Genomic DNA, 14,881 nt, shown 5'->3' with positions numbered 1-14,881 from the left:
GATGACAGATGAAGAGTTACGAAAGAATCTTGTTTTTTTAATAAAAAAATATGTTCCGGAAAGTCAACAAAAAGCATTTTATGATGATATATCAAAGTCTACTGTGCCAGTGAAAGGTATTTTAGCTGACTTTAATAAAATCAAAACCAGAACTGTTGATGAAGTTGATGGAGATTTAATACGGGATATTTACTTTTATTTTTGTTGACAGATAATTACGTGGGGGATTTATTTTTCCGTTCGTTTTTTATATTTTTTTGGTTGGGAATGGCTCGGTAAAGAGATGAAAATTATCTTTACCGGCAATCAAAATATCAGCAATGGCGTTTAGGAAATTATTAGTTACGCTGATCTCACAGAAAAAATAATTGAAAATATTTAATTATGCTGGTGATTTGTATAATGGAGAGGACTAAATCAGGCGGTTAGTTGTTGCCGAATATCCTAATTAAACTATAATGGGGGTTTCAGGGTATGCGCTTGTTACTAACATGCTGCTCAAAGTTTGAGCAGCAGGGGAAGGGTGCTTCCCCTATCAGTTTTCATATTACAGCTAATCATTAACCCCTTAAAGAATTTCACAAGCATTTTATTTTTAATGGACTGACCCCACATTATCGGTAGAACGATAATAAAAATCGAGGTAATGTAATGAATGATAAAAAAATACAAATAGTTGAGCTACTGATTTCACATAGTCAAATGTTGTTACGATCCAGAGACTATGACGAAAAGCTGAATTACTGGGGAAAAGGCAATGTTTCTCAAGGTGCTGTTCTTCACAAAGATTATGTTATATTCGACCCATTACCAGAGGACGCATTTGGAGCCAACGTCAATATCAAAATAGATAATTCTTTTATATTAGATGAAACTGCTCAACGCTGCATTGTAGTGCCATTTTTTATTACAAATAAAAATAAGCTTCAGGTCGCATGATTGAATTTAAATTCAACCCGATTACCGGTGAGCTAAACCTTGATGGTCTTCCTTTAAAAATAGATACTGAAGAAGGCTTTTGTAAGTGTGATTTATACCACGAATTAGTAAAACGCAAAGCTGTAAATAAAAATATGTCGAATCACTACCTTGTTGACTCAGTAATGTTTTTCGATAAAGAATTTCAAGTTACTATACGCCCGGTGTGCTATGGTTTTCATTTTATGCTTCATCTTGTTGATAAAAATAGTCAATACTATAAATCATTAAATGATTGGAATGCACGAACTAATGTTCACATGCTAAATGAATCAGTGAAAAGCCTGTCTGATTGGCTGAAAGAATCACTGAACCTGGACACGCCTGATACCACGGAAACAGACATCATTAGGTGGAACTTTGAGTGGGGGCGGGTTTCAGTCTCATATGAGACAAAGTCATTTAATCATGGGGTATATATAGTTTGGAATATAAAGTAGTCACTTCCAAAAAAGGTGGTTTAGATATGTTAGAAATGAAACTTGATGTTCATACTGGATTTGTAGAAATTAACAACTACCCCATCGAATTAAAAGATGTTGATACTTTTAAAAATTCCGCATTTTACAAGTTTTTCTCGCCATTGACTACAGTAGGTCCTTTTTATTTCGCTATCGATAATGTTAAATGGAAAGATCAAGTTTTCATTTTGGAACTGAGGCCTTCAGCATTTTCTTTTTCTCCATCATTATTCCTTACTAGTAAGGATGGAAGTTTTTATAAAACGTTAGAGGATTGGGATAAAAGGGCTAGTCTGAGTAATTTATCGGATGAGCAGCAGCGTTTGACAGTATGGGTTGAGAATGAAATTACATCAAAGCCTAATCTTAAAATTAACAATCCCCCATATGGATTTCAATGGAGGCATGAATGGGGAAACATTGTTGTACAGTCTAATGAAAAAAGCTTCGATTGTGGTGTTTATATAGAATGGAATGTTTGACTAAATGATGTTAATGATTAATAAAATCCTCCATTTCTTATAGCCTTACTTTTTTATTGATAAACTTAAAATTTAAATAATGAAACTTACTAATCGACTGAAAAAGAAGTTATTAGTCCTTGATGGCATTGACAATGATTTCATAGAGTATGGAAAGGAAATAACATGCCCTGAATGCGAGGGGGTAATAGTCTACTCTATCGTAAACTCATATGAGTTTGACACGCTCACAGAAGAGGTAAAATGCTTTTTGGTTAAGAAAATGAGAGGTGTGAAGCTTGATAGTGAACATAAGAAATATAGCTATGATGAAAGCCAATTAGATGTTTCGAAAAACACATGTTCAAAGTGTTTAAAAGAGTTTTCCGCTATATTAACGTATAAAGAAGTGCAGCCAGCCCGATACCGGGTATATCTTGTGGGGCTTTTTGAAGGTGATTTGAAGCAGATCAAACTTTAAACGTTGAGGTTTACCAATGATTGAAAATCTCATTTGTATTAAAGAAAAAGACCTGCTTCAATGGGCGTGTGGTGAAAGTAACATACTTGTTAGTGTGCCATTTTTAAGCTATGCATTGGTCGACTTAACACGCCAGTTAGTCTTTGTGTTAAGCGAGCCTAAGCCATTACCAACCGTTTTGACCATCTTCAATGTGCAGGGCGAAAAACTATTTTGGTCTGCCCCTCCTGAAGGTGCGACTTTCTATTACTTAACATTCAACCTGTCAAAGGAAGTGATCGTTGTCTGTAGCTATCCAGCAAAAAAAAATGGCTGGCATGATTGGTTTTATTCCTGGGATATGAAGCGTAACGTGTTGTCTCAATCGGGCCCTGCGTATTAAGTTCAAAAGCGCCAAAAAAATGATAACTATAACCGGTGGCAAAAAAGGAACTGTATCAGCAGTTATATCAAGCAGTTTAAAAAAGGCTACGAGGAAAAAGATGACTACGGTTTACATTGTCATATTGACGTATATAAACCCCTTGAGGAGGTTGACGCAACGATACCTTCTCATGTTGAGTGACTAAAAAAGGGTATTCAGAGGGGATATTTCTGACTTCCGGAAGACGGATCCCAAGAACTGGTGGGGTCATTCTCGCTAAATCTGAGAGTCCTGCATCTCTTAAAGAGCGCTAGCGCGAGGGCTCTTTTCAGGCGTTAGGCTTGTGTCTGCCGAAATCATTCCTTTAGATTCCAGCATGAAAACTGATCTCTTAGACAATGTGTTTCAACCTCACAATAAAAAAATCCACGCCAAAGCGTGGATTTTTTTCATTCAAATCAAACGTTAAACAAGAAGTTCATCACGTCGCCATCTTTAACGATGTAATCTTTCCCTTCCGCACGCATCTTGCCTGCTTCTTTCGCGCCTTGCTCACCCTTGTAAGTGATGAAGTCTTCAAACGCGATAGTCTGCGCACGAATAAAGCCTTTCTCGAAGTCGGTGTGGATTTTACCGGCCGCCTGAGGCGCAGTCGCACCTACAGGGATCGTCCACGCACGCACTTCTTTTACGCCAGCGGTGAAGTAGGTTTGCAGGTTCAGCAGCTCATAGCCCGCGCGGATCACGCGGTTCAGGCCCGGCTCTTCCAGACCCAGCTCGGCCATGAACTCTTCACGGTCGGCGTCGTCCAGCTCTGCAATATCAGATTCAACGGCAGCGCAAACCGCAACCACTACAGAACCTTCAGCCGCGGCAATTTCACGCACTTTGTCCAGATACGGGTTGTTCTCGAAACCGTCTTCGTTAACGTTGGCGATGTACATGGTTGGCTTCAGGGTCAGGAAACTCAGGTATTTGATCGCCGCTTTGTCTTCGTCAGTCAGGTTTTTCAGCGCGCGCAGCATGCCGGCATTTTCCAGCTGTGGCAGACATTTTTCCAGCGCAGCCAGTTCCGCTTTCGCGTCCTTGTCGCCGCCTTTGGCTTTCTTCTGCACGCGGTGAATGGCGCGCTCGCAGGTGTCGAGGTCAGAGAGGGCCAGCTCGGTGTTGATGACGTCGATGTCGTCAGCCGGATCCACTTTGTTGTTAACGTGGATAATGTTGTCGTTCTCGAAGCAGCGCACAACGTGGCCGATCGCTTCGGTTTCACGGATGTTGGTCAGGAACTGGTTGCCCAGGCCTTCACCTTTGGAAGCGCCTTTTACCAGGCCCGCGATGTCCACGAACTCCATGGTGGTTGGCAGAATGCGCTGCGGCTTCACGATTTCCGCGAGCTGGTCCAGACGCGGATCGGGCATAGGAACAACACCGGTGTTCGGCTCGATGGTACAGAACGGGAAGTTCGCCGCTTCAATACCTGCTTTGGTGAGCGCGTTGAACAGGGTGGATTTGCCCACGTTTGGCAGACCGACGATACCGCATTTGAATCCCATTTCTAAATCACCTTAATATCTTGATAATCAATCCGTTAACGATAACCGATTGAAGAAAAGTAAATAACTACGCCTATTATACACGTAACCCGCGCGACGCGCGGTAAAAAAGCCCCAGGGCGCCGATTATTGCGCTTTGAAAGCGTGCAGTCGATTGGTGGCTTTTGTCAGGCCATCCTGAAGCCAAATCTCGGTGCAGCGGGCCGCTTCGTCCACCGCTTCGTCAATCAACTTCTGCTCAGAAACCGGTGGTTTACCCAGTACGAAACCAACAACTTTGTTTTTATCGCCCGGATGGCCGATTCCCACGCGCAAACGGTGGAAATTAGGGTTATTACCCAGTTTGCTGATGATGTCTTTCAGACCATTGTGGCCGCCATGACCGCCGCCCAGTTTGAATTTCGCCACGCCTGGCGGCAGGTCCAGTTCGTCGTGGGCCACCAGGATCTCATCCGGATTGATGCGATAAAACGTTGCCATGGCCGCCACGGCTTTGCCGCTCAGGTTCATAAAGGTGGTTGGCACCAGCAACCGCACGTCAGCACCCGCAAGATTGATGCGTGAGGTATACCCGTAAAACTTGGGTTCTTCACGCAGGGGAGCGCGCAAACGCTCCGCCAGCAGATCAACATACCAGGCACCGGCGTTATGGCGGGTAGCGGCATACTCTGCGCCCGGATTGGCGAGGCCGACAATCAGTTTAATCGTCACAATTTACTTCCTAATGGGTTCCAGATCTGGCGCGTAGTTTACTGTCTGGCGCGCCGCTTGACAAAGTTCTGCCTGCGGTACACCGAAATGCGAATAATTTCCTCTTTGAACAATTAGAATTTCAAGCTGTTCAATGTCTTATTTGTAAATTTTTGTCCGGGAGTGATCTGTAAATGTGATCATTCACGCAACTCATATAAGAGGCGTTGTCTATACTTTACACACAAGGAGAAGGGGCTTTTCCCCTGACAACCCAAAGTTCCGGAGGTGACATATGAAACGCAAAAACGCTTCAATGCTCGGTAACGTGCTAATGGGGTTGGGACTGTTCGTGATGGTCGCCGGTGTCGGTTATTCAATCTTAAACCAATTACCGCAGCTTGACCTCCCACAATACTTTGCGCATGGCGCGGTGCTGAGTATCTTCCTAGGTGCGGTATTGTGGCTCGCCGGGGCGCGCGTGAGCGGACATGAGGAAGTCTGCGATAAATACTGGTGGGTGCGCCATTACGATAAACGATGTCGCCGCGACCAGCGCAAGCATAGCTAGTGCCCCATAAAGAACACCGAAACGACTTCATCTGAAGTCGTTTTTTTTGCATGACGCATTGACCCTCACGTAACGTAAGGCTCCAGAGTAACGACACTGGCAGAACAAAAGGAGCCGTTATGTTGATACAGGTGGGTGAACTGGCGAAACGTGCCGGGATCACCGTGCGGACTTTGCATCACTACGAGCAAACAGGGCTGTTGTTACCTTCTGCCAGAAGCGCGGCAGGCTACCGGCTTTATAACCTGGCGGATGTGCAGCGTCTGCATATGATCCAGACGCTGGCAAAAGCCGGGCTGGAGCTTGCCGAAATCAGGGATTTTCTGAAACAGCGTTCGCTGTCATTAGCCGAATTACTCGACGGGCAAATCACTCTGCTGGACAAGCAACTGCGTAGCATCCATACGCTGCGCAACCGGCTGGTGGAATTGCGTACCGGGCTGACCGACGATGCGACGCCGGATCTGGAATCCTGGCTACAGACTCTGGAGTTAATGAATATGTACGATCGCTGGTTTAGCAAAGAAGAGTTGCAGCAACTGCCGTTTGCGGTAGAGAAAGAGGCGCTGGCGGATATCTGGTCGGGTCTGGTGACGGAAGTTAAACACTTGCTGGAACAGAACGTCAGCGTCACGGACGCGCGGGCGACCGATTTGGCTTCACGGTGGATGGAACGCCTGGAGCAGGATACCGCAGGCAAACCGGAATTTTTGACCCGTCTGAACGAGATGCACAGCGTGGAGCCGCAGATGCAGGAGCAAACCGGCATTACGCCGGAGATAACTGATTACATCACGCGGGCGTTTGCCGAATCAAAGCTCAGCATCTGGGAGAAATATCTCACTGCCGAAGAGATGGCCTTTACCCGGGCGCACTACTTTGACCGGATGATGGAGTGGCCGCCGCTGGTGGCGAAGCTGCATCAGGCGCAGCGGGATAATCTCAGTCCCGCTTCTGACGATGCGCAAAAGCTGGCAGAAAACTGGCTGGTTTTATTCCAGTCCTATGCGGGAACAAACCCGCAGACCCAGCAAAAATTTCGCCTCGCCATGCAGCAGGAGCCGCATCTGATGAAAGGCACGTGGATGACGCCTGCCGTGCTTGAATGGCTCCAGCAGGCGATCGGGGTGATGATGCAAAGACGCGTCTCTGCATCAGATGACTCACAGATCCGCTAATGCAGCTTCACGGTTAGGGTAGAAGGACAATCGGCCAGGGATCGGCTGCACGCCTGCGCGCGCCATGGTGCGCAGGGGCTGGAATTCGAGGTTACTTATCCGCAGCTCGCAGCCTTCCGGCAGGCGGGCAACAAAGCGCTGGAAGGCATCCAGACCGCCGGCATCCAGCACCGGGACGGCATCCCACTTCAGCACCACAATCCGTTTGCCCGCGATGCGGGATTCCAGATCGCTGAACAAACCTTCCGCTGCGGCGAAGAACAGAGGACCAATCACGCGCAGCACCAGCACATCGTCAGGCACCTCAACGTTAACCGGGGAGAGACGCGTCATCTGCGCGATGCGGCGCATAAACAGCAGCGAGGCCAGCACTATGCCGACGCTGATAGCGATAACCATATCGAACAGCACGGTCAGCGACATGCAGATCAGCATCACGATAATGTCGTCTTTCGGCGCGCGGCGCAGCAGGTTAACCACCTTATGCGCCTCACTCATGTTCCAGGCCACCATCAGCAGCAACGCAGCCATGGCAGAGAGCGGAAGCCATGAAAGCAGCGGGGCAAGGATCAGCAGCGCCATGATCACCAGCAGGGAGTGAATGACCGCCGAAACCGGTGATGTCGCGCCCGCACGTACGTTCGCGGCGGAACGGGCAATCGCAGCCGTAGCCGTAATACCGCCGAAGAACGGTGCAACGATGTTCCCTAAGCCCTGGCCGACCAGCTCGCTATTGGCTTTATGCTTAGTGCCGGTCATGCCGTCGAGCACAACGGCGCACAGTAGAGATTCAATCGCGCCCAGCATTGCCATGGAGAATGCAGCGGGCAGCAGAGCGCGAAGGGAATCCCAGCTCAGGGTGAAGCTGGAGTCCGGCATGTCCCACGGCAGAACCAGCTGCGGCAGCAGCTGCGGAATGCCGCTGCCCTGTGAGCCGTCCGCCAGAACATAGTGGAACTGGGAGCCAATGGTGGCGACCTGTCCACCGAGCAGGTTGACGGCGCCCATCACCGCGCAGCCCAGCAGCAGAGCGGGCAGATGCCCCGGGAGACGAATACCTAAGCGAGGCCAGACGATGAGTGTGCCGAGGGTAACGATGCCAATGGCTGCATCCCCCAGGTTGGCCGTCGGCAGCGCCATAAACAGCGCGCCCACTTTCTGTAAATAGTGCTCCGGAACATGGGGCATTTGCAGACCGAGGAAATCCTTAATCTGCATGGTCCCGATGGTGATCCCAATCCCCGAGGTGAACCCCAGCGTTACGGAAAGGGGAATATATTCAATCAGGCGACCAAAGCGGGCCAGACCAAACAGAATTAAAAAGATGCCGGACATCAGGGTGGCAACCAGCAGGCCTGCCAGACCAAACTGTTGGGAAACCGGGTAGAGGATCACCACAAAGGCGGCCGTCGGGCCGGAGACGCTGAAGCGGGACCCGCCCGTCAGCGCAATCACAATCCCCGCAACGGCCGAGGTGTACAGCCCGTACTGCGGCGCGACGCCGCTACCAATCGCCAGCGCCATCGCCAGCGGGATGGCAATAATCCCGACGGTGATCCCGGCTATCAGGTCACGAACAAAGCGTGACGACGTGTATTTCTCTTTCCAGCAGGCGTCGATGAGGGCGCGAAAGGGCAGAACATGTGAGGAGGTTACTTTTTTCACAATTATCTATCATCCGTGTGCGCATCATCTGTCATATGAATGGCAGGTGAAGGAGGCATAAGTCATACAAATAAATACTATAAACAAAAAAACCCGCCGCAGCGGGTTTTTTGGCCGTGTTCGATCAGTGTTCGAACATTGCAGAGATGGATTCTTCGTTGCTGATACGACGAATCGCTTCGGCCAGCATCCCGGACAGAGTCAACGTACGCACGTTTGGCAGCGCTTTGATCTCGTCACTCAGTGGGATGGTATCGCACACCACAACTTCATCAATGACGGAGTTACGGAGGTTGTTTACCGCATTGCCGGAGAAGATCGGGTGAGTGGCGTAAGCGAATACGCGTTTCGCACCACGCTCTTTCAGCGCTTCAGCGGCTTTACACAGTGTACCGCCGGTATCGATCATGTCGTCCACCAACACGCAGTCACGGCCAGCCACGTCACCGATGATGTGCATCACCTGAGAAACGTTAGCGCGCGGACGGCGTTTGTCGATGATCGCCATGTCGGTATCGTTCAGCAGCTTTGCGATAGCACGCGCACGTACCACGCCGCCGATGTCCGGAGAAACCACAATCGGGTTGTCCAGATTCAGTTGCAGCATGTCTTCCAGCAGGATTGGGCTGCCGAATACGTTATCAACCGGCACGTCGAAGAAGCCCTGGATCTGCTCTGCGTGCAGGTCAACCGTCAGTACGCGGTCAACGCCGACGCTGGACAGGAAGTCAGCGACTACTTTAGCGGTGATTGGCACACGCGCGGAACGGACGCGACGGTCCTGACGTGCATAGCCAAAGTAAGGAATAACAGCAGTGATACGGCCAGCAGAAGCACGACGCAGCGCGTCGACCATAACAACCAATTCCATCAGGTTGTCATTCGTTGGAGCACAGGTGGACTGGATGATGAAAATATCACCACCGCGTACATTTTCATTAATTTGTACGCTGACTTCGCCGTCGCTAAAGCGACCTACAGCGGCGTCGCCGAGGGAAGTGTACAGGCGGTTGGCAATACGTTGTGCTAGTTCCGGGGTGGCGTTACCAGCAAAAAGCTTCATATCAGGCACGAGAAGAACCTCAGGCATGCGTCCAGTGGTGGATAGCGTTCGCCGCAAACTGCGGGGCCTAAGCAAACGCTATCCAGGCGGTGTATTAAAGAGCGCGATGCAACGTCTGGAACAGGGTGACGTTGTCACCGAAACTCAGTCTGCGCCAGAATGGCCTGCTGTAGGGGGGAGATGTTCATCCCGCGTGCTACAAAACCATGCAGCCAAACCGGCGCTTGCTCAAGCACCTGACGGGCGGCGGTTTCGGTGTCAAATTCAGCAAAGACACAGGCCCCTGTACCGGTCAGGCGCGACGGCGCGTATTCTAACAGCCAGGAAAGCACCGCATCAACCTCGCGAAAACGTTTTCTTGCGATATCCTCGCAATCGTTGCTGAATTCACAATTTAATAACGTTTTTATTGACCGTACCGGGGTATTTCTTTTCAGGTCAGGATCTTTAAAGATGACCGGGGTAGGAATGCTCACGCCAGGGTGAACGATCAGATACCATTTTTCCGGCGGATCGACCGGCGTGAGGATTTCACCGACACCTTCAGCGAACGCCGCGTGGCCGCGCACAAACACCGGTACATCGGCGCCCAGCGTCAATCCTAACGCTGCCAGTTCGTCCGTCGTCAGACCGCAGTCCCAGAGGTGGTTAAGCGCCACCAGTACGGTCGCGGCGTTCGATGAACCGCCACCAAGACCGCCGCCCATTGGCAGGCGTTTGTCGATACGGATATCCGCACCGCTTCCCGCTGGCAGACGACCCGACGACGACGCCGTTTTCATCAGAAGGCGAGCAGCTCGCACGATCAGGTTATCCTCATGCGCCACGCCGTCGACCGGCGTCAGCAGGTGAATCTGCCCGTCCTGACGCGGTTCGATGGAGATCGTGTCGCCGTAATCGACAAACTGAAACAGCGTTTGCAGGGTGTGATAGCCGTCAGCGCGCTGTCCGGTAATGTAGAGAAACAGGTTCAGTTTTGCGGGAGAGGGCCAGTGGGTCATCATTTAACGATCCAGTTGTCCATTTTCAGCTTGATACGCTGGCTACCCTGCGTCAGCTCCATATTGGACGGCAGCGACGGTTGAGTCTTGCTGTCATACGCGCTGTACACCACTTTCCAGGTTTTACCGCCCTGAGTGTAATTTACCTGGCTCAGACGGTATTGATCGTCGAGCGTGTAGTCGGTTGCGTCACCCGGCAGGCCAAGGATCCACTGGCGCAGACTATTGAGCGGAATCGGCATCCCGGTCAGCTTGCCAATCATCTCTTCGGCGTCGGTTGCCGTGTAGTGCTGGCCTTTGTTATCGGTAATCTGCGCTTCGCCAGGCTTCGCGTTCAGCTCCAGTTCGGTGCTGCCCAGCGGGTTCAGCAGCAGCAGGCGATAGTTGTCCTGACCCGTTTGCTGCCAGAAGAAGCGAGCGTAAACTTTTTGCTCGTCAGAGAGATAAGCAAATGCACCGCGGGTCTGATACTGGCTTAATTTCAGCACGTCCTGCTGGTGCTGGCGCCACTGCGGTGAGTCAGGGCTTTTGCCCGGGCCTTTCGGCTGATGAACGGAACAGGCGGTCAGAACCAGGGCCGCCAGAGGCAGCAGGCGAATCATTCGGGTCATAATGATGACAAATCCTTGAGATACGTTGCAGTTATAACTGTTAATGCTAGCGTTGAAGGGTGCCACCGTCTACGTTCAAATTATCTCAAAGCGTGGCGTAAGCTATTACTCCGAAAGGGGGCAGTCTCTTTTATTGATCTCGCGCATCCTGTATGATGCGTCCTGCTAACCTTATTAACGCTGGTACTACTCCCGCTCAACATGACCCTATTAGCACTCGGTATCAACCACAAAACGGCCCCGGTTTCACTGCGAGAACGCGTTACGTTTTCGCCGGATACGCTCGACCTGGCGCTGGACAGCCTGCTTGCACAGCCGATGGTGCAGGGTGGCGTGGTGCTGTCGACGTGCAACCGTACCGAGCTCTATTTAAGCGTGGAGGAGCAGGACAACCTGCACGAGGCGCTGATCCGCTGGCTATGTGACTACCACAACCTCAACGAAGAAGAGCTGCGCAACAGCCTGTACTGGCATCAGGATAACGATGCGGTCAGCCATCTGATGCGCGTGGCCAGCGGTCTGGATTCGCTGGTGCTGGGCGAGCCGCAGATCCTTGGCCAGGTGAAAAAAGCCTTCGCGGATTCCCAGAAAGGGCATCTGAAAGCCAGCGAACTTGAACGAATGTTCCAGAAGTCATTCTCCGTGGCGAAGCGTGTGCGAACCGAAACCGACATTGGCGCCAGTGCGGTTTCGGTTGCTTTCGCGGCCTGTACCCTTGCCCGTCAAATCTTCGAATCGCTGTCGACCGTCACCGTACTGCTGGTGGGGGCGGGCGAAACCATCGAGCTGGTGGCGCGCCATCTTCGCGAACACAAGGTGAAGAAGATGATCATCGCCAACCGCACCCGCGAACGTGCACAGGTGCTGGCAGATGAAGTGGGCGCTGAGGTGATTGCGTTGAGCGACATCGATGAACGTCTGAAAGAGGCGGACATTATTATCAGCTCTACCGCCAGCCCGCTGCCGATTATCGGGAAAGGGATGGTCGAGCGTGCGCTGAAATCCCGCCGCAATCAGCCGATGCTGCTGGTGGATATCGCCGTTCCGCGTGATGTCGAACCGGAAGTGGGCAAACTGGCGAACGCCTACCTGTACAGCGTGGATGACCTGCAAAGCATCATTTCGCACAACCTTGCCCAGCGTAAGGCGGCGGCTGTGCAGGCTGAAACCATCGTTGAACAGGAAACCAGCGAATTTATGGCCTGGCTGCGCGCGCAAAGCGTCAGCGAGACCATCCGCGAATACCGCGGTCAGGCGGAGCAGGTGCGTGATGACCTGACGGCCAAAGCGTTAGCGGCCCTTGAACAGGGCGGCGACGCGCAGGCGATTATGCAGGATCTGGCCTGGAAACTGACCAACCGCCTGATCCATGCCCCAACCAAATCTCTTCAGCAGGCTGCCCGTGACGGGGACGATGAACGCCTGACAATTCTGCGCAACAGCCTCGGGCTGGAATAGCGCCCTATACCCATTTTCTAAGACAAGGTGCATTTACGCCTATGAAGCCTTCTATCGTCGCTAAACTGGAAGCTCTGCACGAGCGCCATGAAGAAGTCCAGGCGCTGCTCGGCGATGCCGGGACCATTGCCGACCAGGAACGTTTTCGCGCGCTGTCGCGTGAATACGCGCAGTTAAGTGATGTTTCAAAATGCTTTACCGACTGGCGACAGGTCCAGGAAGATATCGAAACCGCGCAGATGATGCTCGACGATCCTGAGATGCGCGAGATGGCGCAGGAAGAGTTACAGGATGCGAAAGCGCGTTCAGAAGAGATGGAGCAGCAGCTTCAGGTGCTTCTGCTGCCGAAAGATCCGGACGATGAGCGTAACGCCTTTGTGGAAGTCCGCGCCGGTACCGGCGGCGACGAAGCGGCGCTGTTCGCCGGGGATCTGTTCCGTATGTACAGCCGTTATGCCGAATCCCGTCGCTGGCGCGTGGAGATCATGAGCGCCAACGAAGGCGAGCATGGCGGCTACAAAGAGGTTATCGCCAAAATCAGCGGTGACGGCGTGTACGGTCGACTGAAATTTGAATCCGGCGGTCACCGCGTGCAGCGCGTGCCTGCGACGGAATCGCAGGGGCGCATTCATACCTCGGCCTGTACGGTGGCGGTGATGCCGGAGCTGCCGGAAGCGGAACTGCCGGATATCAACCCGGCGGATCTGCGCATCGACACCTTCCGCTCTTCAGGGGCAGGTGGTCAGCACGTTAACACCACCGACTCCGCTATCCGTATTACTCACCTGCCCACCGGGATTGTGGTTGAGTGTCAGGATGAACGTTCCCAGCACAAGAACAAAGCTAAGGCGTTATCCGTGCTGGGCGCCCGTATCCACGCGGCGGAAATGGCGAAACGCCAGCAGGCGGAAGCCTCTACCCGCCGTAACCTGCTGGGCAGCGGCGACCGTAGCGATCGTAACCGCACCTATAACTTCCCGCAGGGGCGCGTAACCGACCACCGCATCAACCTGACGCTGTACCGTCTGGATGAGGCAATGGAAGGCAAGCTCGATATGCTGATTGAGCCTATCGTGCAGGAATACCAGGCCGACCAGCTGGCGGCACTGTCCGAGCAGGATTAATGGATTTTCAGCGCTGGTTACGCCATGCCGCCAGTGAGCTTTCCACAAGTGAAAGCCCGAAGCGTGACGCCGAAATTCTGCTTGAGCATGTGACGGGTAAAGCCCGCACGTATCTGCTGGCTTTCGGCGAAACCGCGCTGACCGCTGAACAGCAATCGCAGCTGGAGACGCTGCTTGCCCGCCGTAAAACCGGCGAGCCGGTGGCGCATCTGGTTGGCGAGCGCGAGTTCTGGTCCCTTCCACTGTACGTCTCAGCGGCCACGCTGATCCCGCGCCCGGACACCGAGTGTCTGGTGGAGCAGGCGCTGGCGCGGTTACCAGCGCAGCCGTGTCAGATCCTCGATCTCGGCACCGGCACCGGGGCGATTGCGCTGGCGCTTGCCAGCGAGCGGCCAGACTGCACCGTGACGGCGGTAGACGTGATGCCTGATGCGGTCGCCCTCGCGCGGCGCAACGTTGAACGGCTGGGGCTGAACAATGTTTCCGTTCTGCAAAGCAGCTGGTTTGCCGCGCTTGAAAGCCGCATGTTTGAAATGGTTGTCAGCAATCCGCCCTACATCGACGAAGACGATCCGCATCTCGTGCAGGGCGACGTGCGTTTTGAACCCTTGACCGCGCTGGTCGCTGCGAATCAGGGACTTGCGGATCTCGATCACATTGTGACAACGTCACGGCAACATTTGCTTCCCGGTGGCTGGCTGCTGGTGGAACATGGCTGGACGCAGGGAGAGGCGGTGCGAGCGCTGTTTACGCATGCCGGATACGCTGCCGTGGAAACCTGCCGGGATTACGGCGGCAATGAACGTTTGACGCTGGGGCAGCGGTCATGAGCCTGTTTACGCTGCTGATCTCCGTTCACCTGGTTTCCGTTGCCCTGACCATTGGCTTTTTTATTGCCCGCTACTGGTGGCGCTACAACAACAATCCGCTGATTAACGCCCGCTGGGTACGCATCGCCCCGCACTGTATCGACACGGTGCTGTTCCTTTCCGGAGCCGGGTTAATGTGGAAGACCGGCTATCTGCCATTGACTGATAAAGGCGCATGGCTGACTGAAAAGCTGTTTGGCGTTATCATCTACATCGTTTTGGGTTTTATCGCGCTTGGGCGTCATCGTCCGCGCAGCCAGCAGACAGGGTTTATCGCCTTTTTGCTGGGTCTGGTGGTGCTGTACATCATCATTAAACTCGCCACCACAAGAATACCGTTACTGGGGTAAGTC

General features: G+C 52.2%; 18 protein-coding genes and 1 pseudogene. 13 read left to right on the top strand and 6 right to left on the bottom strand.

Annotated elements, in window-relative coordinates; genetic code table 11:
- Position 1: 1 nt before the first annotated feature.
- The 7 genes and pseudogenes from L384_RS03485 to L384_RS22845 all read left to right on the top strand — a co-directional run.
- Positions 2-208, top strand: coding sequence for a hypothetical protein (locus L384_RS03485; RefSeq protein WP_022648388.1), 207 nt, complete (start codon positions 2-4; stop codon positions 206-208).
- A gap of 443 nt (positions 209-651) precedes the next feature.
- Positions 652-939: a competence protein ComJ gene (gene comJ / locus L384_RS03490; protein WP_023314282.1), complete on the top strand. Its 288-nt coding sequence runs from the start codon at positions 652-654 to the stop codon at positions 937-939.
- Complete coding sequence (locus tag L384_RS03495) at positions 936-1,418, top strand: hypothetical protein (protein WP_023314281.1); 483 nt, start codon at positions 936-938, stop codon at positions 1,416-1,418. The genes comJ and L384_RS03495 overlap by 4 nt, the downstream gene beginning before the upstream one ends.
- A 26-nt stretch (positions 1,419-1,444) precedes the next feature.
- A complete protein-coding gene (locus L384_RS0121330; RefSeq protein ID WP_003856645.1) occupies positions 1,445-1,921 on the top strand; it encodes a hypothetical protein in 477 nt (158 codons plus the stop codon).
- A gap of 79 nt (positions 1,922-2,000) precedes the next feature.
- On the top strand, positions 2,001-2,381 hold the full coding sequence (locus L384_RS03500) for a hypothetical protein (protein WP_022651375.1): 381 nt from the start codon (positions 2,001-2,003) through the stop codon (positions 2,379-2,381).
- A 16-nt stretch (positions 2,382-2,397) separates the two neighbouring features.
- The gene (locus L384_RS03505; protein WP_003856647.1) at positions 2,398-2,763 is read left to right on the top strand and encodes a hypothetical protein; all 366 of its coding nucleotides are present in this window, start codon (positions 2,398-2,400) and stop codon (positions 2,761-2,763) included.
- Between the two features lie 100 nt (positions 2,764-2,863).
- Positions 2,864-3,148: pseudogene (locus L384_RS22845) on the top strand (YciI family protein); the annotation flags it as partial.
- Between the two features lie 55 nt (positions 3,149-3,203).
- Here the strand turns inward: L384_RS22845 and ychF are convergent.
- Positions 3,204-4,298 carry a redox-regulated ATPase YchF gene (gene ychF, locus L384_RS03510; RefSeq protein ID WP_003856650.1) on the bottom strand — a complete coding sequence of 365 codons (1,095 nt, stop codon included), beginning with the start codon at positions 4,296-4,298 and terminating at the stop codon, positions 3,204-3,206.
- 126 nt (positions 4,299-4,424) lie between these two features.
- The gene (gene pth, locus L384_RS03515; RefSeq protein ID WP_006810922.1) at positions 4,425-5,009 is read right to left on the bottom strand and encodes an aminoacyl-tRNA hydrolase; all 585 of its coding nucleotides are present in this window, start codon (positions 5,007-5,009) and stop codon (positions 4,425-4,427) included.
- 274 nt (positions 5,010-5,283) lie between these two features.
- On the opposite strand from pth, the gene ychH reads away from it, so the two are divergent.
- Together ychH and L384_RS03525 are read left to right on the top strand one after the other, a co-directional pair.
- A complete protein-coding gene (gene ychH / locus L384_RS03520) occupies positions 5,284-5,559 on the top strand; it encodes a stress-induced protein YchH (RefSeq protein ID WP_003856655.1) in 276 nt (91 codons plus the stop codon).
- A gap of 119 nt (positions 5,560-5,678) precedes the next feature.
- Positions 5,679-6,737 carry a MerR family transcriptional regulator gene (locus L384_RS03525; protein WP_023324821.1) on the top strand — a complete coding sequence of 353 codons (1,059 nt, stop codon included), beginning with the start codon at positions 5,679-5,681 and terminating at the stop codon, positions 6,735-6,737.
- On the opposite strand, the gene dauA is transcribed toward L384_RS03525, so the two are convergent.
- From dauA to lolB, 4 genes are all read right to left on the bottom strand, one after another.
- Positions 6,723-8,402, bottom strand: coding sequence for a C4-dicarboxylic acid transporter DauA (dauA, locus tag L384_RS03530; RefSeq protein ID WP_023324820.1), 1,680 nt, complete (start codon positions 8,400-8,402; stop codon positions 6,723-6,725). The two genes, L384_RS03525 and dauA, sit on opposite strands and share 15 nt — an antisense overlap.
- 124 nt (positions 8,403-8,526) lie before the next feature.
- Positions 8,527-9,474, bottom strand: a complete 948-nt coding sequence (prs, locus tag L384_RS03535) for a ribose-phosphate diphosphokinase (RefSeq protein ID WP_003856663.1) — start codon at positions 9,472-9,474, stop codon at positions 8,527-8,529.
- A 125-nt stretch (positions 9,475-9,599) separates the two neighbouring features.
- Positions 9,600-10,469, bottom strand: a complete 870-nt coding sequence (gene ispE, locus L384_RS03540) for a 4-(cytidine 5'-diphospho)-2-C-methyl-D-erythritol kinase (protein ID WP_003856664.1) — start codon at positions 10,467-10,469, stop codon at positions 9,600-9,602.
- Complete coding sequence (lolB, locus tag L384_RS03545; protein WP_003856665.1) at positions 10,466-11,077, bottom strand: lipoprotein insertase outer membrane protein LolB; 612 nt, start codon at positions 11,075-11,077, stop codon at positions 10,466-10,468. Before lolB ends, ispE begins: the two co-directional genes overlap by 4 nt.
- 201 nt (positions 11,078-11,278) lie before the next feature.
- On the opposite strand from lolB, the gene hemA reads away from it, so the two are divergent.
- Genes hemA through sirB2 form a run of 4 tightly spaced genes read left to right on the top strand, consistent with a single transcriptional unit; the run spans position 11,279 to position 14,878 of the window.
- Positions 11,279-12,535 carry a glutamyl-tRNA reductase gene (hemA, locus tag L384_RS03550; protein WP_003856666.1) on the top strand — a complete coding sequence of 419 codons (1,257 nt, stop codon included), beginning with the start codon at positions 11,279-11,281 and terminating at the stop codon, positions 12,533-12,535.
- 41 nt (positions 12,536-12,576) lie between these two features.
- Positions 12,577-13,659, top strand: coding sequence for a peptide chain release factor 1 (gene prfA, locus L384_RS03555; protein WP_003856667.1), 1,083 nt, complete (start codon positions 12,577-12,579; stop codon positions 13,657-13,659).
- Positions 13,659-14,489: a peptide chain release factor N(5)-glutamine methyltransferase gene (gene prmC / locus L384_RS03560; RefSeq protein ID WP_023324819.1), complete on the top strand. Its 831-nt coding sequence runs from the start codon at positions 13,659-13,661 to the stop codon at positions 14,487-14,489. The genes prfA and prmC overlap by 1 nt, the downstream gene beginning before the upstream one ends.
- Positions 14,486-14,878 carry an invasion regulator SirB2 gene (gene sirB2 / locus L384_RS03565; RefSeq protein WP_023324818.1) on the top strand — a complete coding sequence of 131 codons (393 nt, stop codon included), beginning with the start codon at positions 14,486-14,488 and terminating at the stop codon, positions 14,876-14,878. The genes prmC and sirB2 overlap by 4 nt, the downstream gene beginning before the upstream one ends.
- Positions 14,879-14,881 lie beyond the last annotated feature (3 nt).

It is taken from the genome of Enterobacter sp. MGH 38 (assembly GCF_000492855.1).
Lineage (GTDB): Bacteria > Pseudomonadota > Gammaproteobacteria > Enterobacterales > Enterobacteriaceae > Enterobacter > Enterobacter hormaechei_C.
The sequence above is the reverse complement of the archived record's forward strand: the minus strand, read 5'-3'. Positions and strand labels throughout refer to the sequence as shown.